General features: G+C 37.8%; 21 protein-coding genes. 10 read left to right on the forward strand and 11 right to left on the reverse strand.

The window, feature by feature from the left end; genetic code table 11:
• The first annotated feature begins 2 nt into the window (after window positions 1-2).
• Window positions 3-569, forward strand: coding sequence for a UbiX family flavin prenyltransferase (locus H0W62_06365; protein ID MBA3648161.1), 567 nt, complete (start codon window positions 3-5; stop codon window positions 567-569).
• Between the two features lie 12 nt (window positions 570-581).
• On the opposite strand, the gene H0W62_06370 is transcribed toward H0W62_06365, so the two are convergent.
• Window positions 582-2,210, reverse strand: coding sequence for an acyl-CoA carboxylase subunit beta (locus H0W62_06370; protein ID MBA3648162.1), 1,629 nt, complete (start codon window positions 2,208-2,210; stop codon window positions 582-584).
• Between the two features lie 200 nt (window positions 2,211-2,410).
• On the opposite strand from H0W62_06370, the gene H0W62_06375 reads away from it, so the two are divergent.
• The 4 genes from H0W62_06375 (at window position 2,411) to H0W62_06390 (ending at window position 6,974) form a co-directional block, all read left to right on the forward strand.
• Window positions 2,411-3,118: a YebC/PmpR family DNA-binding transcriptional regulator gene (locus H0W62_06375; protein MBA3648163.1), complete on the forward strand. Its 708-nt coding sequence runs from the start codon at window positions 2,411-2,413 to the stop codon at window positions 3,116-3,118.
• A 45-nt stretch (window positions 3,119-3,163) separates the two neighbouring features.
• The gene (locus tag H0W62_06380; protein MBA3648164.1) at window positions 3,164-4,240 is read left to right on the forward strand and encodes an aromatic ring-hydroxylating dioxygenase subunit alpha; all 1,077 of its coding nucleotides are present in this window, start codon (window positions 3,164-3,166) and stop codon (window positions 4,238-4,240) included.
• Between the two features lie 65 nt (window positions 4,241-4,305).
• Window positions 4,306-5,442 carry a glycosyltransferase gene (locus H0W62_06385; protein ID MBA3648165.1) on the forward strand — a complete coding sequence of 379 codons (1,137 nt, stop codon included), beginning with the start codon at window positions 4,306-4,308 and terminating at the stop codon, window positions 5,440-5,442.
• 293 nt (window positions 5,443-5,735) lie between these two features.
• Window positions 5,736-6,974, forward strand: a complete 1,239-nt coding sequence (locus H0W62_06390) for a serine/threonine-protein phosphatase (protein ID MBA3648166.1) — start codon at window positions 5,736-5,738, stop codon at window positions 6,972-6,974.
• A gap of 17 nt (window positions 6,975-6,991) precedes the next feature.
• On the opposite strand, the gene H0W62_06395 is transcribed toward H0W62_06390, so the two are convergent.
• Genes H0W62_06395 through H0W62_06405 form a run of 3 tightly spaced genes read right to left on the reverse strand, consistent with a single transcriptional unit; the run spans window position 6,992 to window position 10,917 of the window.
• A complete protein-coding gene (locus tag H0W62_06395; protein MBA3648167.1) occupies window positions 6,992-8,446 on the reverse strand; it encodes an O-antigen ligase family protein in 1,455 nt (484 codons plus the stop codon).
• Window positions 8,427-9,434 (reverse strand): hypothetical protein, encoded by a 1,008-nt coding sequence (locus H0W62_06400; GenBank protein MBA3648168.1) that lies wholly within the window; start codon window positions 9,432-9,434, stop codon window positions 8,427-8,429. The genes H0W62_06395 and H0W62_06400 overlap by 20 nt, the downstream gene beginning before the upstream one ends.
• Before the next feature lie 34 nt (window positions 9,435-9,468).
• Window positions 9,469-10,917, reverse strand: a complete 1,449-nt coding sequence (locus tag H0W62_06405) for an oligosaccharide flippase family protein (GenBank protein MBA3648169.1) — start codon at window positions 10,915-10,917, stop codon at window positions 9,469-9,471.
• A 121-nt stretch (window positions 10,918-11,038) separates the two neighbouring features.
• Between H0W62_06405 and H0W62_06410 the strand changes: the two genes are divergently transcribed.
• Entirely contained in the window at window positions 11,039-12,163 is a 1,125-nt protein-coding gene (locus H0W62_06410; GenBank protein ID MBA3648170.1) for a glycosyltransferase family 4 protein, read from the forward strand.
• 46 nt (window positions 12,164-12,209) lie between these two features.
• Here H0W62_06410 and H0W62_06415 read toward each other — a convergent pair whose 3' ends face one another.
• The 3 genes from H0W62_06415 to H0W62_06425 all read right to left on the reverse strand — a co-directional run bounded on the left by H0W62_06415 (window position 12,210) and on the right by H0W62_06425 (window position 14,582).
• On the reverse strand, window positions 12,210-13,349 hold the full coding sequence (locus H0W62_06415; GenBank protein ID MBA3648171.1) for a cystathionine gamma-synthase: 1,140 nt from the start codon (window positions 13,347-13,349) through the stop codon (window positions 12,210-12,212).
• Window positions 13,350-13,451: 102 nt separating this feature from the next.
• Window positions 13,452-14,126 carry a hypothetical protein gene (locus tag H0W62_06420; protein ID MBA3648172.1) on the reverse strand — a complete coding sequence of 225 codons (675 nt, stop codon included), beginning with the start codon at window positions 14,124-14,126 and terminating at the stop codon, window positions 13,452-13,454.
• Between the two features lie 165 nt (window positions 14,127-14,291).
• Entirely contained in the window at window positions 14,292-14,582 is a 291-nt protein-coding gene (locus H0W62_06425; GenBank protein MBA3648173.1) for a hypothetical protein, read from the reverse strand.
• A gap of 146 nt (window positions 14,583-14,728) precedes the next feature.
• On the opposite strand from H0W62_06425, the gene H0W62_06430 reads away from it, so the two are divergent.
• Window positions 14,729-15,220, forward strand: a complete 492-nt coding sequence (locus H0W62_06430) for a response regulator (GenBank protein MBA3648174.1) — start codon at window positions 14,729-14,731, stop codon at window positions 15,218-15,220.
• Between the two features lie 195 nt (window positions 15,221-15,415).
• Here H0W62_06430 and H0W62_06435 read toward each other — a convergent pair whose 3' ends face one another.
• The 4 genes from H0W62_06435 to H0W62_06450 form a co-directional block, all read right to left on the reverse strand.
• Window positions 15,416-16,678: a DUF1015 domain-containing protein gene (locus H0W62_06435; GenBank protein MBA3648175.1), complete on the reverse strand. Its 1,263-nt coding sequence runs from the start codon at window positions 16,676-16,678 to the stop codon at window positions 15,416-15,418.
• Window positions 16,679-16,690: 12 nt separating this feature from the next.
• Window positions 16,691-17,635: a D-2-hydroxyacid dehydrogenase gene (locus H0W62_06440; GenBank protein ID MBA3648176.1), complete on the reverse strand. Its 945-nt coding sequence runs from the start codon at window positions 17,633-17,635 to the stop codon at window positions 16,691-16,693.
• A gap of 162 nt (window positions 17,636-17,797) precedes the next feature.
• On the reverse strand, window positions 17,798-20,560 hold the full coding sequence (locus H0W62_06445) for a TonB-dependent receptor (protein MBA3648177.1): 2,763 nt from the start codon (window positions 20,558-20,560) through the stop codon (window positions 17,798-17,800).
• 164 nt (window positions 20,561-20,724) lie between these two features.
• Window positions 20,725-23,043: an arylsulfatase gene (locus H0W62_06450; protein MBA3648178.1), complete on the reverse strand. Its 2,319-nt coding sequence runs from the start codon at window positions 23,041-23,043 to the stop codon at window positions 20,725-20,727.
• Between the two features lie 257 nt (window positions 23,044-23,300).
• Between H0W62_06450 and H0W62_06455 the strand changes: the two genes are divergently transcribed.
• The 3 genes from H0W62_06455 (at window position 23,301) to rplL (ending at window position 25,010) form a co-directional block, all read left to right on the forward strand.
• Window positions 23,301-23,993 carry a 50S ribosomal protein L1 gene (locus tag H0W62_06455; GenBank protein ID MBA3648179.1) on the forward strand — a complete coding sequence of 231 codons (693 nt, stop codon included), beginning with the start codon at window positions 23,301-23,303 and terminating at the stop codon, window positions 23,991-23,993.
• Window positions 23,994-23,996: 3 nt separating this feature from the next.
• A complete protein-coding gene (locus tag H0W62_06460) occupies window positions 23,997-24,515 on the forward strand; it encodes a 50S ribosomal protein L10 (protein MBA3648180.1) in 519 nt (172 codons plus the stop codon).
• A gap of 117 nt (window positions 24,516-24,632) precedes the next feature.
• Window positions 24,633-25,010: a 50S ribosomal protein L7/L12 gene (gene rplL, locus H0W62_06465; GenBank protein MBA3648181.1), complete on the forward strand. Its 378-nt coding sequence runs from the start codon at window positions 24,633-24,635 to the stop codon at window positions 25,008-25,010.
• Window positions 25,011-25,036: the final 26 nt, after the last annotated feature.

The following is a 25,036-nucleotide window of genomic DNA, read 5'->3' on the forward strand; positions in this document are numbered from 1 at the left end:
CGATGAAAAAATTGGCAGTGGCTATTACCGGTGCAAGCGGAAGTATTTATGCAAAGATACTGCTGGACAAAATAGTAAATCTGAAAGAGCAGCTTGAAGATGCAGGCTTAGTAATGAGTGATAATGCGAAGTTTGTTTGGAAGCATGAATTGAAGAATGAGGATTTTATAAATTATAAACTTCCTGTTTATAAAAAAGATGATTTTACGGCTCCCTTTGCAAGTGGTTCTGCTGGGTATGATTCGCTGATAATATGTCCCTGTTCTATGGGTACTATGGCGAGAATTGCGTCGGGCGTTTCAGATGATCTTATAACACGTGCTGCTGATGTGATGTTAAAAGAAAGAAAAAAGTTAATCCTGGTAATCCGGGACACCCCTTACAATTTAATTCATATTCAAAACATGAAAGTGATTACCGAGGCCGGTGGTGTCATTTGCCCTGCTACTCCTTCCTTTTATTCTCTTCCTGAAAACTTTGAACAGCTTGCTGCAACGGTTGTTGACCGTGCTTTGCAATTGGCAGGCTTTGATTTGCAAACTTTTCGATGGGGGGAAGCAATTGAATAATTGCAATTGGCTTTATGTTTGAATCACTCCCGGATTAAAAGATTTTGTAATAGGAGCATGGTTAGCCGCTTCAATAGTCATAGAAATTAATTTACGCGTTTCAAGCGGATCGATTATAGCATCAATCCATAAACGGGCCGCCGCATAAAACGGACTCGTTTGTTTTTCATACCGGCCTATTATTTCATTTAACAGCTTTTGTTCATCCTTAGGAGTAATTTTTTCTCCCTTCGCTTTAAGCGATGATATCTGAATCTGTAATAATGTATTCGCAGCCTGGCTGCCTCCCATAACCGCGATCTTTGCAGTCGGCCACCCGACAATAATTCTGGGGTCGAATGCCTTTCCGCACATTGCATAGTTGCCGGCTCCGTAACTATTTCCTATAATGATTGTAATTTTAGGTACTACACTGTTTGCAACTGCATTTACCATCTTAGCCCCATCTTTTATAATGCCACCCTGCTCTGATTTGCTTCCAACCATAAAACCGGTTACATCCTGTAAAAAAATCAGAGGTATTTTTTTCTGATTACAATTTAAAATGAACCTGGTAGCCTTATCAGCAGAATCGGAATAAATAACTCCTCCAAACTGCATTTCACCACGTTTGGTCTTTACCACTTTACGCTGGTTAGCCACAATGCCAACTGCCCAGCCATCTATGCGGGCATAGCAACATAGAATAGATTTACCGTAACCCGCTTTGTATTCATCATATTCAGAATTATCCACTAACCATTCAATAAGTTCATGCGTGTCGTATTGCTTGCCACTATCGGCAGGCAGAAGGCCATAAATTTCCTTTTCATTTCTAACAGGAGCTATTGTATTAATCCGGTTAAAACCTGCTTTGTCATAGTCACCGATCTTATCTACAATGCTTCGGATGCGATCAAGGCATTCCTGATCGTTAGCACATTTGTAATCGGTAACACCTGAAATTTCCGAATGTGTAGTAGCCCCGCCCAGCGTTTCGGCATCTACATCTTCACCAATAGCGGCTTTTACAAGAAAGGGACCAGCAAGAAAAATGCTTCCGGTTTTATCCACAATCATTGCTTCATCACTCATTATTGGAAGGTAAGCCCCTCCCGCAACACAACTTCCCATCACTGCCGCTATCTGGGTTATGCCTGAGGAACTCATAATTGCATTGTTCCGGAAAATTCGCCCAAAGTGCTCCTTATCCGGAAATATTTCGTCCTGCATTGGCAAAAATACTCCAGCACTGTCCACCAGATAAATGATTGGCAACCGGTTTTCTATAGCTATTTCCTGTGCACGAAGGTTTTTTTTAGCAGTTGTGGGAAACCATGCTCCTGCTTTTACAGTAGCATCATTAGCAACGATAATACACTGTTTATTTGAAACATATCCAATAATAACAATTACTCCCCCCGCCGGGCATCCCCCCTGCTCTTCATACATTTCATAACCCGCAAAAGCCCCAATTTCAAAAGAAGCCGCATCTTTATCGAGGAGATAAGAAATACGTTCGCGGGCAGTTAGTTTCCCTTTCTCGTGCTGTTTTTCAATATTTTTCTTTCCCCCTCCCAACTTTATCTTTTCAAGCTTGGTTCTTACACTGCTTAACAGCAGCAGGTTCTGGTCTTCGTTTTTATTATATTGTAAATCCATATTATTTCGCTCGGAGTCAAAATTAGAAATTGATCTGTTAAATGGTCTAAATATTCAAATGACTAAATTGAAAAATCCATATCAATGATTCCTGGCTAAATATTATGGAATAATATTCATATGATAATTATAGGCCGTTCGTTTTTGAAATCTTTTTTCAATCTAATCTTCATTATTTTGCGTTCTTAAACAGATAGACCATGGGCAGAATATTTGAAACACGCAAGCATAAAATCTTTGCGCGAATGGATAAGATGGCTAAAGCCTTTACAAAGATTGGAAAAGAGATTGCCATTGCAGTAAAAACAGGAGGTGCGGATCCGAACAATAACCCCCGGCTTAGGCTAGCCATCCAGAATGCGAAAGGAGTAAACATGCCTAAAGATCGTGTTGATGCAGCAATTAAAAGGGCAACTTCAAAAGATTCAAGTAACTATGAAGAAATAATTTATGAAGGGTACGGCCCGCATGGTGTTGCTATGATGATAGATTGTGCTACCGATAATACAACACGTACGGTAGCAAACATGCGCATGTACTTTTCCAAGGGAAATGGAAGTTTGGGTACATCAGGCTCTGTTCAATTTCTCTTTGAAAGAAAAAGTATTTTCACAATATCCGGTGAAGGAATTAATCTCGAAGATTTAGAACTGGAACTCATTGATTATGGAGCAGAGGATATTATGGAACAGGAAAATGAAATAGTTATTTATACAAGGTTTTCTGATTTTGGCTCAATGCAAAAGGGATTAGAAAATAAAGCTATAGTTGCAAAAAGCAGTGAGAAACAGTGGATTCCTTTAACAACAAAAGAAGTTTCAGAATCAGAAGAGGAGGATGTTGCCCGACTGATAGGAATGCTGGAAGATGATGATGACGTGCTTGAGGTATATCATAATATGAGTTAGACCTATAATGTTCAGTTTTATTTAAAACCGGTTAACTTACCCGTAATGTTATTTATTGATCCGGATATTACAAATGCTCGAACTCTTGATTCAGTTTTTTATACAAGCAAGGACTTATTTGATCAGTCAAAAGAAAAAATATTTACCCGCAGCTGGCAGTTTGCGGTTAATACGGAAGAAGTAAAAGTGCCTGGTCAAACATATCCATTTACGTTGCTGCCTGGTTTTTTAGATGAATCTCTATTAATTACAAGGGATAATAATGACCAGCTGCATTGCATTTCAAATGTCTGTACTCACAGGGGAAATATTGTTTGTGAAAAGGGGGGCATTGAAAAGAACCTGCGATGCCGGTATCATGGAAGAAGGTTTGGACTGGATGGAAAGTTTATAGCAATGCCTGAATTTGAAGGTGTGCAATGTTTTCCTTCTGCAATGGATGACCTTGTTCCTGTATCTTTTGACTTGTACGGCAATATGATTTTTAGTTCATTGTTTCCCGCCTTTTCTTTTGAAAATGCTTTTGGCAATATGAGATCCAGATTAAACTGGATAGAGTTTGAAAATTTTAGTTTTGATCCGGAGCACTCTAAAGACTATTTAGTAAATGCCAATTGGGCATTGTATTGTGAAAATTATTTAGAGGGTTTTCACATCCCTTTTGTTCATGCTTCCTTGAATCAATTGCTTGATTATGGAAGTTATGCATATGAACTTAATGAGTATTCTAGCCTGCAAATAGGTTATGCTAAGTCCGGCGAGGAGGTTTTAAGTATTCCTAAATTATCTCAGGACTATGACAAAAAAATTGCAGCTTATTATTTTTGGATTTTTCCAAACCTGATGTTTAATTTTTATCCATGGGGGTTATCAGTTAATATAGTTAAACCGATAACAATTAATCAGACAAAAGTTTCATTTCTTACTTTCATTTCTGACCAGGAAAAATTTAATAGGGGAGTGGTTAACATGATTGACCGGGTGGAAAGGGAGGATGAGGCAATTGTAGAAAATGTGCAGCGGGGTATCCGCTCACGGCTTTATAAATATGGAAGATATTCGCCTCTGAAAGAAAAAGGTACCCACCATTTTCATACATTGATTGCTAAATTCATGAATTGATTCTACTGGTAACAAGATTATCTGAATTACTAAGAATTATACCAGCTGATACGAAATAAACTGTAATGTACTGGTATGTTATTGTAGTAGGTGTTCTTTCTTTTGCCTATGTTTTTTACATGCTGCTTTACATAAAGGGCTGGAAGAACACTCCGGAATTTGTACCATATAAAGAAAATGGAACCTCCAGGGTTTCAGTAATAATTGCTGCCAGAAACGAGGAAAGGTGTATTCGAGATTGCTTAGATGATATAGTTCATCAAACTTATGCGCCCGAATTATATGAAATAATTGTTGTAGACGATTTTTCTGAAGACGCAACCTGCACCGTGGTTGAATCATTTAATTTACCAAACATCAGGCTCCTCTATCTAAAGGATTTTTTGTCAGAAAAATATGAAAAGCGGAGTTATAAGAAAAAAGCAATTGAAACAGCAATTCAGGAATCAAGCGGAGACCTGATAGTTACTACTGATGCTGATTGCAGAATGGGCAAAGAGTGGCTGGCTACATTGGTAAAATATTATGAAAAGAAAAGGTGTAAAATGATTATTGGACCTGTATTATTTGTGAACGGAGAGAATATATTTGAAGAATTTCAGGCTTTGGATTATTTGGGTATGGCGGCAATTGCTGCCGGAAGCCTGAATTTTAATTTCCCCACTCTTTGTAATGGCGCAAATTTACTCTATGAAAAAGAGGCTTTTAAAAAAGTAGAAGGTTACACTGGTAATGAAAATATTGCTTCAGGTGATGATTTGCTGCTTATGCATAAAATATGGAAGCAATGGCCGGGTGAAATATCCTATATAAAAAACAGAAGTTCAGTAGTATTAACCTACCCGCAGCACTTCTTGAAGGATTTCTTTTCTCAGCGCCTGAGGTGGGCATCAAAATCAGGAAATTATTCTGATTGGAAAATCAAGCTTAATTTATTTTTGATCTATCTTTTTAATGTTGCATTTTTTATCAATTTCTTTTATTCATTCTTCAATTCGGCAGTTTTACCGTTATTCATCGTTCAGGCATCCATAAAGTTGGTCTTAGATTTTGTTTTGCTGTATTCGGCATGTACTTTCTTTAATCGTAAAAAGCTGCTTTCGGTATTTTTAATTTCAGAATTATTTCACTTAGCTTATATAACTGTTACTGGGTTACTTGGAAATATAATCCGACCTGTTTGGAAAGGAAGAAAAATCTAATTGCAATGTATTTTTATGCACCATGAGTGAGGTAGATTTTACCCACTTGTAACAAAGGATCTTTCAACCAATTAAATTTTATTGCTGTCTACTTTAGAATAAAACCTAAAAATTATTTCATCCTGTCATTTTTTAGTAAGATATTGATTAAACATGCAAGGTTTTATGTTATAATTCAGCAAAATGTGCCTATTTATAGTTGTGGATACATTCCGACTCTTGGCTTTCATTTTGCTTAACAGAGTTTAGCCTAGGTATTAGACCAGTATAAATGAGGCTTATTTCTTCCCTTAATGAAAACTATTTTTGTCGACCCTGATAACGGTACTTTACAGTTAGAACCGAGCTTCTATAGCATAGGCAGTGAGCTGCAGGCCCTGCTGCAACTTACGCAGGCTGTTAACAACAATTTATCTTCGGAAGGAATTCTTAAGATGTTCATATCCATACTGATAAAGCAACTAGGAATAAATCGCTTAGCCATTTTTCTGGAAGAAGAAGGCAATTGGGAATGTAGACATTATTTTGGATTAGCACAAGAGGAATATGAGGATTTGGACAATAGATTCGAACCCGAGTTCAGGCAAATTGGTCGCATTCAAAATCACTTTTTTTCCAGATATTTTGACTTTATATTTCCGGTTTACCATAAGGATAAACCATTGCTCTATACTTTCCTTGGTGATATAATGCCGCGGGGTGAAATGGATGAACACAGTAAATTAAATTTTATTCAAGTGCTTAGTAGTATTGTTGCTATGGCTCTTGAAAACAAGCGTCTTTGTCGGGAGCAAAGAAATCAGCAGGCTTTGCGATCAGAACTAATTCAGGCAGGCGAACTGCAGACAATGCTCATTCCGGATAATCTTCCTGATAACCACCGGATTCAGATGTCAGGGGTCTATAGTCCACATCACGAAGTAGGGGGTGATTACTACGACTATCTTTCTCTTAATGAGGATGAATGCATGTTTTGCATAGGTGATATTTCCGGAAAGGGGGTAGCCGCCGCCTTGCTGATGGCAAACTTTCAGGCCCGGCTACGTTCTTATGCAGATCAGTATACTTCCTTAGTCGCTCTGGTTGAGAATTTAAATACTCACGTAAATAATATCACAAAAGGAGAAAAGTATATTACTTTTTTTCTCGCGAAGTTCAACTTTGTAACCCGCGAGCTTCAATATGTAAATGCCGGTCATAATCCTGCAATACTGTATCATGGTCAGGAAATACAATACCTAGAGGAGGGTTGCACTATTTTAGGGATGTTTGAAAAGCTTCCATATGTAAATGTTCGTACAATTCATTTACCCTCACCATTTGTCACGTTCTGCTATACAGATGGATTGTCGGATATAGAAAACAAAAAGGGAAAGCCACTTGAAATTCATCATCTCACGGAATTCATTAAGCATTATCACATGCTGGATGCCCGTAGCCTAAATAAAAAACTGATGACGTATATTCAGCGATTCAATGGCAGCGAGTTTGCTAACGATGACGTAAGTATGCTAACCTGCAAGATATTTTAGGTTGATTCCTGCATAATCTATGATATAAGAGATTGCCTGGACAGCAATTTTTTATTGCGGATGTCCTGGTTTATGAGTAAAGCAATATTTATAAAATAAAAGCTGCCTATTTTATCAGTTTCAATAAGATCGCTTAGGAAGGTATTTACATAAATAATTGAGAGAGAAAGCAGGACGGCCATTACATAACGCTTTTCTTCTTTTGAAAAAGTCTCATTATAGATTTGCTGGCCTTTCAAAAATATAAAGAACGTAAGTGCCATAAATAGAAGTAGTCCGATAATACCCTGTTCCGCTAAAATCAAGAGGAAATAATTATGTATGGAAGAACGCTCCGGGTTGGCGCTTACATATGTTGAAAAGCTATTAACAGTATAACTTTTGTAGTAGGTATCAAAGTTGCCGGGACCAAAACCCGTCCAAGGTTTATCAACCCACATTTTAATCCCCGCAATCCACCTGTATAACCTTTCAGCGCTCGAGACATCCTGACCCTCAAAAGTTGATTCCAGATGTTCACCGAGAGCATTGTGATAAACAGTAGTTTCATAATTGGGTGCATAGTTTAAATAATGGTTCTGCACTGCCATATATACAAAAAATGCAATGCTTAGAGAGAATGCTGAAATAACTGCAACCTTCGTCCATTTTGCGCGAATAACAAAGAACATGATAAGGGCAGTAATAAGTGCAAGCCAGGCGGATCGCGTGTAAGCAAAATATACACCAAGCAGTATTAATACAAACGAATAATTAAGAAATCGTTTTTTAAAAGAACCTTTAGGATACCAACTTATAGCCAATACGACAAATGGAACTACCTCTGCCACCATGCATGCATAGTTTACATGATTTCTAAAAAAGGGAAACATTTGACCGTTTACTGTTTCAAAGGAAAAAGCGTAACGGGCATGGCGAATCAGCGTGTATAAAACGGTAAATAGCAGTGGAAGAAAAAAACACCAGAACATTTTTTTGAACTGCGTAAGGTTTTTTACCAGTAACCCTGTAATGAAAACAAAGGTGACTATATACCAGGTTTTAGCAAGCAACCATTTTACAGATATAAATACGTCGGAGGAGTATACCGTTGCAATTAAATTCCATACATAGTAAATAAGAAGCATAAATAAAACAGGGCTCTTAAAGAATTCCTTATCAAGCAGGGCAGGTTTCGCCAGCACATAGCCGATAAAAAGGAACATAAGTCCCACTATCAACGGTTCTGTTGGGAAATCGGTAGCAAAGCCGTTTGGAAGTGCAACCTCGATAGAAAGAGGAAGCATTGCTATTAAAATAAAATAAATAGTTTTTGAATCATGTATGCTAAGGAAAAAAAATAAGAAAGCGCAGGGAATTAATAACAGATAATAGTTCTCTGAGTAAATACTTAATAGAATTGTAGCCAGCAACAAAATGCCGAATCCGTAAAAAGTATTCAGCCAAAACCGATCAAGAAGCTTTGGATACATCTGCAAAGGCAGCTTTTATATATTTATAGCGCTCAATTAATATCACAGCTAAAGTTCCAAGTACAAAGCTAATCAGGGCACTGCCAAGAACAATTAACCAACGGATAGGTTTTGATTTTCGCTCAGCAGGAATTGCTTTTTCAAGAATATAAAGTGTAGGAACCGCATCGTTTATAGTAGATTTATATTGCTCATACATTGATTGAGTATTGTTCAGCTCCCTGATAGATCCTTTCTTTTTTTCTTCAAGCACTTTAACCTGCTCAGATGCGGCATCCATATCGGAACCTCGGGTACCTTCGGATGTTTTTATCAATCTGTCCAGCTGATCAATGCCTCCGTATAAATTAAATCGGTGCTTCAGGTAAAAAATTGTATCAGTCATATTTTTTACTTCTGCCTCTTTATCCTTTAGCTTGCCGGCATAGATGGTCAGAATTTTGGTCTTGTTCTCATTTAATAATTTTTTATTTGCGATATCAATCTGATCTACGATCTCATTAGCCATGTCTGCTGCTACTTTTTTACCATGATCTATAACGGTGACCACAACAGCGCCTTTTTCATTTTTTTCAACAGTCATATTATCTTCTAGTTCACGCATGACTGTATAAACAGGGTAATTTTCTTTACTCGAATCTATATCGTAGTGCTGAAAAAGCTTAAACTTATGTATGAGGTATAATTTCAACGGTTCAGAGTTCGCAATAGATAAGATACGGTCAACATCATTGCTTCCTCCGAAATAAGATTGTTCCCCTAATTCAAATAAGGCTGAACTGCTGGTAAGGTTCGGATTAAGGGGATAAAAAACAGAATCTGATTCATAATATGGCTTCATAATATGAGGATCAGAGATGATCGTGGTTGCTAAAATTGCAACGCCGCATATAATTAAAATAGGTTTTCTCCATCTCCACACAATTCTCAGAAATGCAATCAGATTAAAGGAACTATCCATATAACAGCTTATAAAAAATTTTGGCAAAGGTAAAAAATTATATCACACAGCCGGGGCAGGCTTAAGTTATGTTACCAGGGAAAAGCTGAAGCATTTTTTTGATACTAACCAATTGCAATAAAAAGGCAATTATAGTAGAAACCATTACGGCAATTAAAGCGTGGACAAGCCAATTTACAGATTGAAAAAAGGATAACTGAAAAATAAAAAAAGTGGTTACTGCAAACGCACTTAACCGGGCAATCAAAAAGTAATTAGGTTTCCATTTAAAAATAATTACGGAAAGCAGCAGGTTAAAAAAGGCTATCAAAAGGTTGCTAATGGCTGAAGCTTCAGCAGCACCTAATGCCTGATATTTTCGGATCAGTATCTGGTTAAGTGTATAATTAACGATTACACCAAAAAGAGAAATTAAGATCAGTTCTTTAATATTTCCGTTCGCAGTTAATAGTGTACCGAAAATAAATACGGAACACGTTCCGATAAAGCTAAATATTAATATACTTAAGATCTTTGCCGAGTATACCGAACCTTCGTGGTACAAGCTGTTCATGATTTCCCTGGAAAAGGTACTGAAAGTGCATGCAGTAATTACTGAAGTAATAAAAATAACTGTGAAACTGGTTTTCACCAATTCTTCTACATGTTGACTTTTAATGATCATTCTCGAAAAAATGGGCAGAAGCAAAACGGCGAAAAGGTATCCAAATTGATTTAGGACATCCAGCAAGCGGAATGCAGAAGCATAAATTCCGGCTTCTTTTATGCTATTTCCTGGCGAAAGCTTTTCAATCATTACACCATCAATCCTCGAATAGATTGCCATAAGCATTATAAGTAATGCAAAGGGAAATGTATTCCTTAAGAGCCTTAATGTGAATGTGAATGAAAATGTAAAATTTATTTTTCCTGCAAACCGAAGTAAAATCAATACAGACGTAAGTAAGGATATTAAATAACTAATCGTTTGTGCGTAGACGAACCATTCAATTTTAAAATGTACCCGGTAAACCGGGATCCATAGCAGGCCTCCACAGATAATAATCATAATGGCTTTATCCAGGATGGAAAGAATACTGTCTGTTTTGAAGTGATGTAATGCAGAAATATTCGATCTTACGTATACTATAAATGAAGCAAGCAGCTGGTTAAAGCAAATTGATAAAAGGAGCATTAACCGATAACCCGTAAAGTTCAGAGCCCACCCTATAGTCAGACTAATAACAAGATATACTACAGCCAAAATTACTTTTATACTGAAAATGTTGGATATATAAGTGTTAAGCTGGTTTTCTTGCTGGGCAATAAAACGGTTGTTATAATTGCTGATTCCAATGTCAAGAAGTATTTGAGTTAAGAGAGAAAGGTTAAATAATACGAAATATGCACCATAGTCCTGAGGGCCTACCACATTTTGCACCGTGCGATCAATACCCAGTATCCAAAGTGGTTTTATTAATACATTGAGTGAAATAATAAAGGCAAGGTTTCTAAAGAATAATCTTTGCATCCGCTGAGTTGGCTGGTAAAGGTAATTCCTGTTAAAAGATCCCGCAATATCAAATCGCCTTTATATCCAAAGGTTATAGAAGCAGCTCAGGAAGTTCTTTCTGAAGTTATATATTGCACAAGTGAAGATTGCGGTCAATACACGATTTTTAATCACTGAACATCTGGAAGGAATTGGCTGGTTTACTTATGAAACCCTGAAACGAATCACCCAACAACACCCGGAGCATGAATTTTATTTTTTTTTCGACCGGAAATTTTCCAACGAATTTATTTTTTCTTCGAATATTCATCCTCAGATTTTATCTCCGCCCGCCCGCCACCCGTTGCTGTGGTATTGGTGGTTTGAAGTTGCGGTTCCCCGTGCATTAAAAAGGATTATTCCGGACCTGTTTCTTTCCACTGATGGTTATCTTTCATTACGCACAAATTGCAGGCAGGTAATAGTAATGCACGATATTGCATTTGAACATTTTAATGACCACATTGATAGCCTGGCTACTAAATTTTACCGGCATTATACACCTAAATATGCACAAAAAGCAGCCCGTATTGCCACAGTATCCCGTTTTTCAAAAGATGATATTTGTTTCCGTTACCATGTTTCTCCCGAAAAGATTGATGTGGTTTACAATGGCTCCAATGAAATGTTTAAACCCTTAACAATACCTGAGCAACAAGTGGTCAGAGATCAGTTTACCAGAGGCAGAAGCTATTTTATATATGCCGGAGCTATTCAGCCCCGGAAAAACCTGATAAAGCTTTTTCTTGCCTTCGATATGTTTAAGAAAAAAATCAGGAGTGATATTAAACTGGTAATTGCAGGAAGAAACTGGAACTACCACGAAGCATCTGCCGTTCACTCACAGATGCAATTTAGCGATGATGTGATCTTTCCAGGTCACCTGACCCGCAGTGATCTTTCAAGATTAATGGCCGCATCAATGGGATTAATATATATTTCTTTGTTTGAAGGATTTGGAATTCCCATCATTGAAGCCATGAATTGTAATGTGCCGGTCATCACATCAAATGTCTCCTCTATGCCGGAAGTTGCAGGAAATGCAGCGCTGTTTGCAGATCCACATTCTATTGATGATATAGCCTTAAAAATGGAAATGCTTTATACAGATGAATTTCTAAGAAAAGAATTGGTTGAAAAAGGAAAGGTGCAAAGCCAAAAATTTACCTGGCAGCAAACTGCAGACGGGCTGTATGAATGTATGATGAAAGCTGTGAGGAAATAATATCAGGAATCGCAGTATTTATTGAGATGCAAAATGAGAATTTCAATCAGCCAATTGCCTGGTCCAGGTCCTCAATTAAATCGTTTACATCTTCCACTCCAACACTAAGCCTAATTAAAGAATCCATTAACCCACGTTTCTCGCGGAGCTCTTTTGGAATGGAAGCATGAGTCATAGAGGCAGGATGTCCGATCAGAGATTCCACTCCACCCAATGATTCTGCGAGTGAAAAAAGTTTAGTTCCGCCAAGCACGTTCATTGCATCTTCCATTCTGTCACCTTTCAGGGTAAAAGAGATCATACCGCCGAAACCACGCATCTGCTTTTTTGCAATTTCATAGTTAGGGTGATTTGGAAGACCCGGATAATATAATTTATCCACCTTGCTATTATTTTGTAAAAACGTAGTGACAGCCGACGCATTTTCGCAGTGACGCTGCATTCGGAGGTGCAGGGTTTTTATACCCCGAATCACAAGAAAGCAATCCTGTGGGCCAGGTACTGCACCACATGCATTTTGTAAGAATTTCAATTGCTCATTTAATTCAGCACTACCGGTAGCGATTATCCCCATTACAGAATCGCTGTGGCCTCCTAAATACTTAGTTGCCGAGTGCAGTACTATTTCAGCACCTAAATCAAGCGGAGTTTGTATATAGGGTGATGCAAATGTATTATCCACACAAACCAAAATATGGTGCTGTTTTGCAAGTGCTGAAGCTGCGGAAATATCAATAATGTTCATCATTGGATTGGTAGGCGTTTCAATCCAAATCATCTTCGTCTTTTTTGTAATGTACTTTTCAATTTCACTGGTATTTCGCATGTCAATAAAGTGAAATCGGATGCCATATCTTTCAAAAACCTTTGTGAAAATGCGATACGTCCCACCGTACAAATCATCAGTGGAAATTACCTCATCACCAGGGTTAAGTAGTTTAATTACTGCATCTGTGGCGGCAAGTCCGCTGCTGAAACAAAGTCCATATTTTGCATTTTCCAGTGCTGCTAAATTGTTTTGAAGTACATCCCTGGTAGGATTCTGAGTGCGCCCATATTCATACCCTTTATGTTTACCCGGAGCTTCCTGCACATAGGTGGATGTTTGAAAAATAGGGGTCATAATTGCTCCTGTAGATGGATCAGGTTCTATGCCTGCATGGAGAGCTTTAGTGGCAAATCTCATATCGAAAAATTATGGACGCGTAAAGTAAGGTTGCAATATTAAATTTCAAAAGTGAGAAAAATGCTGGATATCATCACTTGGTTGGTTTAAGAATATAACCAATTATTTATGCTGCTGATTAGTTAACCAAATTCTGAATGAGGGTAGCTGAGTTTTCATAAACATTACAATATCATACTGCGTTGCATTCTGCAGCATTGGTTCAGGGACATTGCAATAGTCAACGAACAAATCAATTTCACTGTAGGCGATAGATACAATTCCCTGATCTATATATTCATGAAGAATTTCTTTAAGCAATTGATTCTTTCTGTATATATCCATAATCTGGGCATACTCTCGTTTATCTTTCTCCATTCGGCTGAATTGTTGCCACAATGCGGTAACCGGGCTTTGAAGAGCTTCAATGCCATTTAACATGTAATCGTTTTTATTGTAACCTAACTTCTGTGCTTCATGCTGTACAGTCTCAAAGTCCCTTTTTGGCGTGATAACAGTATTTGGCAATTGATATTCTATCTTTTTTAAGCGTAAGCGAAGCCGGTATGTTTCATGCAATGCAGAATCTCTGAAACTGACCATGCGAATACTATAGCCATATGCTGAAAAATAGATGGAGTCATTTTTAAATGCATGAAAGGCAAAAAGACCAGCAGTATCGCTTAACAATGTTCTGCCAGTTCTTAAATTAAAAATCTGCATTCTGAATACCGGCTTATTTGTTTCAGCATCAGTTACTTTACCGGTAATGAACACTTCCTTGTTTTGAGCATTCACGATTTTGCTGAAAGGAGCAACTAACAAAAAACAAAGAAACATTTTATGAAAAATTCTTTTCAACGTAGCAAATCAAATCTTCAATTGGGTAACGAAATAACCTATTGATATTGCAGGCTCATTATTAATATTATATAATACAAAAACTCATAAATGTGGTTAGGCTTAATTTATAAATCCTGCATACTTTAGAAAAGAAAATGTTCTTCTCTTTTTCAGGTAATTTAAATCCGATGCATTTGCATATGCCTCACGCTCAAAAATAATGTTTAAATAAGCCTGGTGATGAGTTTTATACTTAACCCGGTTGATGAGGTAGTGGGAGAGATATAAAATGTAAAAAGGTATAATCAAAAGTTCCAGTTCCTGCCGGTGATGGATGAGCTCATGATTTATCAGTACTTTATCCTCTATATAGGATTTTTCTCTTAACAGAATAAAGGGATAAAGCGCCATTCCCTGAACGTGTAAGTTTTTGAAGATGATAAAATACGGGTAATGCAAAAGTTACTTTTTTCAAAAATAAAGCTTTTGACAATTCCATAATAGTAGCCAAATTCTTTGCTAATTTAGCTATGTTTGGTCACCCTAAAGTTGAAATAATGCCGGGCAATTCTTTGGTTCTTTTTATAATTGATGATGATAGCGCTGCTATGCATTCATTAAAAAATTTTGTAGAGCGGAAATATCCCGGAATAGAGGTGGCTACTTTTGGGTCCGGAGAAAGTGCTTTGGTGGAATTACATCGTAAGCCTGATGTAATAGTTTTGGATTATCATTTAAAAAATGAAAAGGAGGAATTAAACGGGATTGAAATATTGAAGCGCATTAAAGATCTATTGCCTCATACGCCCATTATTTTTATGTCGGACGACGACCATGAGAATGTGGCTGCAAACATTGTTAAATACGGAGCTTACGATTATATAGTACGCGGTAGCGGAGCTTACCAGAGATTGGAAATTATGATCAATAATGCTACAGGTCATCTATCATTACACCGGCAGATAAGAGTTCAGCGTATCTTTAACATTGTCTTTATTCTTCTGCTGTTTATAGCATTTGCTGCCATATTCCTGGATCGTTATTTCTAACGACTTTAAATACAAATATTATAGACAAAATTTTTGAGTCAAATTGCGGCAGAGGTAACCAATTGAAAACGATTGCGGGCAGTCAGCTGGTAATTTTTAAATGTGGAATGTTGTGTTAAGATGGCTCAACCAAACAGGGCGTGGCGTAGTGTCGGAATTTTCGCTTCCGTTCATTTGAATTCCATCAGCCGCCATTCAGCTAAACCTTTTTTGTTCTTCCATTCTGAAAATAATCAATCCGCTCATAAGCTTCGGTTCAAACCAGGTTGATTTAGGAGGCATCACTTCACCTTTGTCGGAAATTGCAAATAGCTGATCCATTGTAACAGGATAAAGAGAAAAGGCAATCATTGCCTTACCTTTAATCACCAATTTTTCTAACTCTTTTAATTCCGTAATACCAGGAATAAAGTCTACCCTCTTATCAATGCGCGGATCTTTAATACCAAGTATCGGTTCCAGAACATTTTCCTGTAAAATGGTAACATCAAGCACCCCTGTAGCATCATTCTTATAGGTTCCTTCTTTCGCTTTAAGCTTAAACCATTTACTTTCCAGGAACATTCCAAATCTATGGGACTTTGTGGGGCGATAAGGGGAACGGCTGGCTTCTTTTATGAAAAACTTTTCTGAAAGCCTGCTCATAAATTCATTTTCGGAATAACCATTCAGGCTTTTTACTGATCGGTTATATTCATAAATCCGTAACTGATTGGATGGAAACAGACAGGAAAGAAAATATTGATGATCCTGGAAATCTGACTGGCCTCCTAATTCCTGAACTCTCTGTTTGGCATATATAGCAGCGGCCGCCGCCCGATGGTGACCATCAGCTATATAAGAGAAGAGAACCTTTTTATCAAAAAGAGAAATTAATTTTTCGAGGGTTACCTCATCTTTTACGATCCAAACTTGTTGCTGCACACCGGCCTCAGAGAAAAAATCATAAGCCGGAGATTCATTTTCGGTAATGAATTGAAGCAATATATCAATTTCGGGTACAGGATTATACGCCAGAAAAACAGGGTTGCTGTTAAGCCTGGTATTGCTGATGTGAAGTACATTTTCCTTTTCTTTTTCCGCCCTCGTATTTTCATGCTTTTTAACCTTGCCATCTAAATAATTTTTAATGTGGAGGCAACAGATCAAACCCGTTTGCGAATGGTTCTGCATAGACATGCGATAGATGTAAAAACAAGGCTGTTCATCACGAAGAATGGTTCCTTGTCTGAGCATTTTTTCAAAGTAGTCACGTGCGTGTTCAAAGAGCTGCAGATCCGTTTTACGTATCTCATCCGGAAAATCTATCCTTGGTTTAACTACATGTGCAAATGAATACTTATTTTGCCTGGCTGCTTCCCTTCTCTCTGGTTCACTCAATAAGTTATTTGGATTTAAGGCAACTTTAAATGCAAGATCTGGACGCGGGCGAAAGCCTTTAAAGGGTTTAATAATCACGTAATAAGGATTTCAAAATTTGAAATTCAAAATGATATCTGCAACATCTCTACCGATACGCTGCTGTGCTTCTTTGGTAGATGCGCCAATGTGCGGTGTTAAAGATACCCGCGGATGCTGAAGCAACGCGGAATTATGTGTCGGCTCTTCCTCAAAAACATCGAGGCCCGCATAGGAAACCTTTCCTGTATTCAGAGCATTAATCAATACTTCCTCTTTAATAGCTCCACCGCGGGCACAGTTTATAATGATAACACCTGTTTTCAATACATTGATTTCTTCGCTGGTTATTACCTCAGCTGACCCGGCACTGTGAATAGAGATGATATCACTATTTCGCAACAATTCTTCTTTGCCTGAAGGAAAAATTGGAAAGGAAATTTTTGTCTGGTTCATCAGATTCAATTCAAGATTCCAATCTCTTGGATAGAGGTCATATGCAAGCACATTCATCCCGCAGCCAATAGCAATTTTTGCTGTGGCCTGCCCGATATTTCCAAAGCCTATAAAGCCTATTGTTTTTCCTTTCAATTCACTGCCTTTGGAAAATTTTTCCTTCAATTCTTTAAATCTTTCAATTCCGCGTTGAGGCATCTCACGATTAGATTCAGGAAAAAAACGAACCAATCCTGTTAAATGAGCAAATACTAATTCTGCTACAGATTGAGTGGAGGAGAAGGGAGTATTTTTTACCGTGATTCCTTTTTGCTGTGCATATTCCACATCAATGTTATCGAGTCCAACTCCGCCGCGAATGATTAATCTTATTGTGGTAATGGCATCAATTAACGGTTTACGGACTTTTGTGGCACTGCGCACTGTAAGAACTTCGAATTCATTAATATGGTTGATTAAATCCTCCTGTGAAATTTTGCCTGTTACTACTTCGAAGCCGGCTTGTTTAAGCATTTCCTGGGCAGATTGCTCCATGCCGTCATTGGCAAGTATCCTTATCATAGTGCAAAATTGGTGAGGACGAAAATAGGAATGAGATTAGAATACAGAAAATAATTTCTGTTAATCCATACATATAATAGTTGTGGTATGTTTCATAATTTCATTTTCCTGGGTTACAATCTTTGATGTCTTATTTCTTTAATACAGTTCTATTTTAAGATTTTAAGGTCTCAGCTTAAAAATTTCATAGAGAAATGAAACATAATAGATTCCTCCAATGGATGATCCGCCTGGGTAATCCTGATGGTAGTAGTTAAACAGATTAGACGCACCAATTTTTAAGGTTGTGTTTAATTTGGTAAAATGATAGCTGACCTCAGCATCTATTATATTGACAGCAGGCAGGCTATTATCGATATTGGTAATATCATTAAGATTATCCCAGCGGGCAATGGCATCTGTCCACCTCCAATTGATCATAAAGCCAATATTCCTGAAAGCATTTGTTTTACTAAGAGTAACATTGCTCTTTAAGGGCGGGGTGCGAAGACCCGGTAATAGCTTTTCCGGTGTAATGTTAGAACGTATAAAGGTTAAGTTACCAGAAAGAAGAAACCCCTTAGGAAATGCATATGAAACTGAGGCTTCTATTCCGTCAACATTTACTATATTAAATGCATTTGCAGGTATTACATAGGTTACATAATTAGATGCATAGATCGCATAGGCAGCGCTGGTTATTGAATCATTTTCAGGACCGCCAACCCCGGGTTTAATAAGCTTCACCTGGCTGATAAGATTGGTATATTTGTTATGGAAATAATCTATATCCGTATATAATTTTCCATTGTTCCAAAGACGCTGATAACCTAATTCGAACGTTTGAATTTTTTCCGGCTTAATATAGCCATAGGGCGCCGCCATGAGCAACTCTTTGTATTTACTTATTGCAGAATCTAATAAGCCCGGATTTCTCAGCAAATAATTGCGTACGGTATCAGAAAAAAGAGATTGTGATTCATAGGTGAAGGAATGATAGTGAACCTGGTAAGGTGCATCAACCATTGGTAATCCGCCTAACAAGTGCTGAGGACCAAGATCAATGTCATTGTATAAATCCTGAGGACCCGGCAAGCGAAAGCCAGTTTGAAACGAGGCACGGATATAATTTTCATCATCGGGATGAAATACGGCTGCAAGCCGGGGCGACCATACACCTTTATAAATATCAATTTTATCAAGACGAAGCGACGCTAATAGCTTTAACCGGTCACGGAAAATTTTTTTTGTTGCCTGTGCATACACGGCATATTGATTAAAGAAAATAGGATGCCCCGGGGTATCAATAAAAATACTTGAATCAGATTTAAGATTGGATATCGAATAGTCTGCACCTGCGATTAAACTTACACTTTTTATCAGCTGACTAAAATTGTATTCGCCCTGAAAATAATAACGTGATGAATGATCAATCACCTTTGATCCTTTTCCAAAAGGAAGAGCTTTTAAACTATCCTTAACGTGGTCAAAAGCTAAAGTGCCAGGAACTAAACGGCCGATATCAGCATAATCACGCGCTGCTTCAAAATCATTTTCGGCAACATTTTCAATCAATCCTGAATAGGCTTTTCTAAAATCAGAAAACCAAGATTTGTTTTGCTTCCATCGGTTATTAATTATTAAAGCTAAATATTTTGAGTTGTAGGTATCTCCCAAATCATCAGCTGCTATAGATCCCCGAACGAAAAAGTTATCTCCGGAAAGCTCCAGCTTATTCGAATACAACTTTATATTTTTCAAATCAAATTGATTGTTAAACCTAACTGTAGCCTGAGCAAAGCTAAAGGCATCCGATAGTTGTAACGTATTCGTAAGTTTATAATTAACCGAGCCATTTACTTTAAATGAATAGGAAGTATTATCCATTAAATCCTTAATATAATAACCGGTGCGGGAAACATACACACTATTCACTGCGAGAGGAAGAGGAGCAACTACTTCATCTCCATAGATATTTACTGCATCTCTGCCGGGGTCATTTGCCCCCCGGTTTGCCAGTGAAACATGATAGTCCAGATCAGAAGAATCTGTAACTACCCAATCACTTCCTTTAATATATCCAAGATTTACTTTAAAGCCAAGGTGCTTGTTAATGGCTTGGGCATATCGCAATTGCATATCTGTATACCATGCTGCGCTTGTAGAAGTGTTTCCTAAGCGGTTTATACCATTTTTAATTTGAACTGAAAGCCCTGGATATGAAAACGGATCTTTAGTACTTATATAAATCAATCCATTAAAGGCATTTGCACCATAGAGAGCCGAAGCCGCTCCGGGAATTAATTCGACTCTTTCAACATCTAAATCTGTTGGTCCAAGAACATTACCCAAAGGCCATCCTAATCCTATTAATGAATTATTGATTCCATCCACCAATTGAACCATTCTTAAATTTGCACTATTGTTAAATCCCCTCGTATTTATTGTTTTATACAATATTGAATTGGTAAGAATATCCACACCCTTATAATTTGAAAGGGCAGTATAGAAATTTTCTGATGCCGTTAATCTTATAGCAATGGGATCAAGTTTTAGAATGGAAACAGGGGATTCCAAAATCCGCTCATTAATCCGGGATGCTGTTACCACTACTTCATTTGCAATTAATTGATTGCTTTTAAGTCTAATTTCAAGATAAGTAGTGAAGGAATCAATTTTTACTTTTGATGATTCATAACCTATATAGCTGATATACAGATTAAGCGAATCTTTAATGGGTGACAGGATGAGCTGGAACTGGCCTCTATTATCGGTAATAGTACCCATAGTGTTATCTTTAGCTAAAACAGTAGCGCCTGGCAGTAATTCATTGGTTGCATCATCTCTGATTTCACCATTAACCAATACATCCGGCGATTGTCCTGAACAAGTAAAGCAAATTGAATAGTATGAGAAGATAAGAGCTGAAACTGCTTTTAAATTCATTTGTAACGATGGTTCGTAATCCGAAAGAAGAATTAGCTAAGAGCGCCAATGGATCTTTTTCTTCTGATGAAATATAAGAATAGTTGATCGAAATTTTATATCTTTTTTTTAAAGATTTCTTACCATCTGTTTAAGATAATTAAAACATATTCTAATTCATCAGGCTATTTTAAATCTATTGTCACTGTTTTTATGGTCCCATTATATGGAAATGGTGCATTATATATTTCGTTGCAAACGGAGGTTCCATAATCAATACCTACATCCAGGGTTTCGAGGCTAAATCGTCTTGAAACTGTTTTTTCAATTCTTCCCTCAGCCTCTTTCTTTGAATTAATATACAGTATTCCGCTTCCACCGGCATCAGGTTTACCACCATCCCATATGAATTGAAATCGTATAGTTACATCGCCAGTCGGAAGTTTCCCGGAAGACGCAATCATATATACATTTTCACCAAACCAATTATAAATAAAAATTGCCTTGCCGTTTTTTACAATCAATGACCAGCCAGCACTATTACCACCCTGGGTTATGATAACGCCTTCTGCATCTTTTTGAGGGATGATTATATCTGCCCTTATTTCATATGACTTCATCTTAATGTTGGCTGCAATACCTTCAGGAATCCTGGTGGATGTGTTATAGTATATAAATGTTTTGCGACCGGCATTAAGATTGGGGCGAAATGTAGTATTCCCTCTTTCCCCAGTGCGATCATCAAGGGGTAGTACATTGTATTTTAGCGCTTCTTCCCAAAATAAATTCTTTAATTCTTTAAGCTTGACTGAATCTTTCGCTGCAAGAGTTATTGCTTGTGAATAATCCTCATCTAAATTATACAGTTCCCATTCATCTTTGTTAAAATTTTGTGCAGTGCTTGAACTATGCATCCATGGTACGCGGTTGTGACGGGTACAAGCGAACCAGCCATCTTTATATAAACCGCGGCACATAAACATCTCGAAATATTGAATGTGATGTTCTGAAGGAGCATCAGGCTTATCAAAAGTATACAGCATGCTGACCCCTTCAATAGGTTTTTGTGTAACACCATTTATTACAGTTGGTGCAGGTATCTGGGTTGCATCCAATATTGTAGGAGCAATATCGATCAAATGGTGAAATTGAGATCTTATTTGACCGGTGTCCTTTATACGGTTGGGCCATGAGATTACCATGCCATTCCGAATACCTCCGAGATGTGAGGCGATCTGTTTTCCCCATTGGAAGGGAGTATTCATAGCCCATGCCCATGCTACCGGATAGTTTGGTGCAGTTTCAGGTGTACCGATTTTATTTAACCATTTTAAGTTATTTTCAATGTTTTCCGGATAACCGTTTAATCCTTTAAATTCATTACATGTACCGTACAAACTCCCTTCAAGGCTTGCACCATTATCACCCATGATATAGATAACCAGTGTATTGTTCAATTGATTTAGCTTTTTTAGCTCATCTATTAGGCGTCCTGTCGGAGCATCGGCATATTCCAGATAACCGGCGTAATTCTCCATAAATTTCTCATAAAGTTTTTTCGCTTCCGTGGATTGCTCCTCCCAGGAAGGAATTTCCATGGGCCGGGGAGTAAGCAATGCATCGTTAGGAATAATGTGAAGTTGCTTTTGATGTTCAAATGTGATCTCTCTTAATTTATCCCAGCCCATATTGAATTCGCCTTTATATTTATCACGGTACTCCGGTAATGGCTGGTGAGGCGCATGAGTGGCGCCTGGAGCGAAGTATAAATAAAACGGCTTATCCGGAGCAGCTGCCTTTTGTTGTTCCATAAAATTGACCGCTTTATCGGTCATATCCGTCATAAAATTATAAGCCTGTGCCGGACTTGAGGAAGTAATAACGGGCACTGTGTTCTCATAGATTGAAGGAAACCATTGGTTGGTTTCTCCTCCTTGAAATCCATAAAAATATTCAAAACCCATGTAGGTTGGCCAATGGTCAAAAGGCCCAATGACACTTATTTCATTATCGGGGGTGTTATGCCATTTTCCAAAAGCTGCTGTGCTATAACCATTATCGCGCAGTATTTCCGCTGTAAGAGCTGTTTCCTTTGGAATTATTCCCGTATAGCCGGGGAATCCAGTTCCAAATTCCGTAATTACACCAGTTCCTGCAGAATGATGGTTGCGACCGGTTAAAAGTGCAGCACGGGATGGTGAACATAGAGCTGTAGTATGAAATTGATTGTAGAGTAATCCATTTCTTGCAAGCCAGTCACATGTCGGGGTGTTTACCGGGCCTCCAAATGTACTTGATGCACCAAATCCAACATCATCCAGCATTATTATTAAAATATTTGGATTGCCTTTGCGGGCTTTTATTGGTTGTGGATAGTCTGCTTTAGAATCTAAATAGGTATCACCTAACTGAGGATTTGTTTTTGGAACAACCGGCAATGTTTGCTGAGTAAATCCGCAAAACCAAAACATAGCTAATCCAGTTGTAAAAAATATTGTCTTCATAAAAACTGGTTAGAATAACTTATCGAAGATTATTTATCTTATTAAATATAGAATTTATATAAATATCACATAAATATCAACACTTTTGATGTAGCAATGCAGAGGCCGTGATTATAATGAGGTATTGCTTAGTCTATAGGCAAACAATTGTGACTGCTAAGAGAGATAAACATTTTTTTCTTCTTGGTAATTTAAAATAGTTCTCTTAATTTTGCCTTCCGTTTTTCATCTCCTCACTTATTATACCAATATTTTTAGTGTATATAACCAAGAAACGCAAACAGGCCAATACGAAGGTTAAATTTGGCATGGCCTACACCTTGCAGGATGCATCATCGCTGATCAAGGAAGTTTCAACACCTAAATTTGATGCATCTATTGACCTACACATTCGCCTTGGTGTAGATCCGAGAAAGGCTGATCAGGCAATTCGCGGTGTTGCAAACCTGCCCCATGGCACAGGTAAAACAAAACGGGTACTTGTGTTATGTAACCCGGATAAGGAAGCTGAAGCAAGGGAATCCGGGGCCGATTATTTTGGTTTACAGGAATACGTTGAAAAAATTGAAAAGGGCTGGACGGAAGTAGATGTCATTATCGCTACTCCCAGCGTAATGCCGAAGATTGCGAGGCTGGGAAAGATCTTAGGCCCGCGTAATCTGATGCCAAATCCCAAGTCGGGTACTGTTACAGATAATGTGGCAGACGCTGTTAAGGAGGTGAAAGGAGGAAAGATTGCTTTCCGGGTTGACAAACAGGGAATTATTCATGCCTCTGTAGGCCGTGTTTCTTTTCCAAAAGAAAAGATTCTGGAAAATGCCAATGAGTTAATTCATACAGTAATCAAAATGAAACCATCTTCAGCAAAGGGCATTTACTTGAAGAGTATTACTATGGCAAGCACAATGAGTCCCGGAATTTCTATTGATACCAAACCGCTAATCAGCTAATTCATGGAAAAAGCAGGAAAAAAGGAAGCCATTGATGCACTGACGCAAAGATTTTCCAGGGCTACTAATTTTTATATAGCCGATGCATCGAATCTGACTGTGGCGGAGATTAACAGGCTGCGGCGCATTTGCTATCGCGAAAAGGTAGAATTTCGCGTCGCCAAAAATACACTGATCAAAAAAGCGCTTCAGCAAGTTGGGAATGGATATGAAGAGTTGTTCAATTCGTTGAATGGACCAACTTCATTAATGTTTAGTGATACGGCAAATGTACCTGCAAAAGTTATTAAAGAATTCAGAAAAGGGAACCAGAAGCCCATTTTAAAGGCAGCATATATTGATTCTGCTATTTTTATTGGAGATAACACACTTGATGACCTTTTTAATCTTAAATCTAAAAATGAACTGATCGGAGGGATACTGGCCATGCTTCAATCTCCTGCAAAGAATATAATAAGTGCTTTGCAAAGTGGTGGCAGCAATCTTAGCGGCATACTGAAAACATTAAGCAATAAGGAATAATAATTGATCAATATATCTGTCGCAAGGGATTACTTCCGTCCCTCAGCTGAACAGGAACTTCCCGGAGGATTTTCCGGTATCATGTAAACAATTTTTCATCCCATAAATAAATTTAAAATGGCGGACTTAAAAACATTTGCTGAACAATTAGTAAACCTGACAGTAAAAGAGGTTAGCGAATTAGCTCAGATTTTAAAATCAGATTACGGTATTGAGCCTGCAGCTGCAGCTCCTGTAATGGCTGCTGGCGGTGGTGGGGCACAGGCTCCGGTTGTTGAAGAAAAAACAGCTTTTGATGTAATTTTAAAAGCTGCAGGTGGTCAAAAATTAACAGTTGTAAAAGTTGTTAAAGACTTAACAGGTCTTGGCTTAAAAGAGGCGAAAGATTTGGTAGATGGTGCTCCTAAGCCCGTTAAAGAAGGTGTATCAAAAGAGGAAGCAGAATCAATCAAAACCAAGCTTACTGAAGCTGGAGCTGAAGTTGAAGTCAAATAAACTATTATTTCGATTTTAGATTCGGT

The organism is Chitinophagales bacterium (assembly GCA_013816805.1).
GTDB lineage: Bacteria > Bacteroidota > Bacteroidia > Chitinophagales > UBA10324 > MGR-bin340.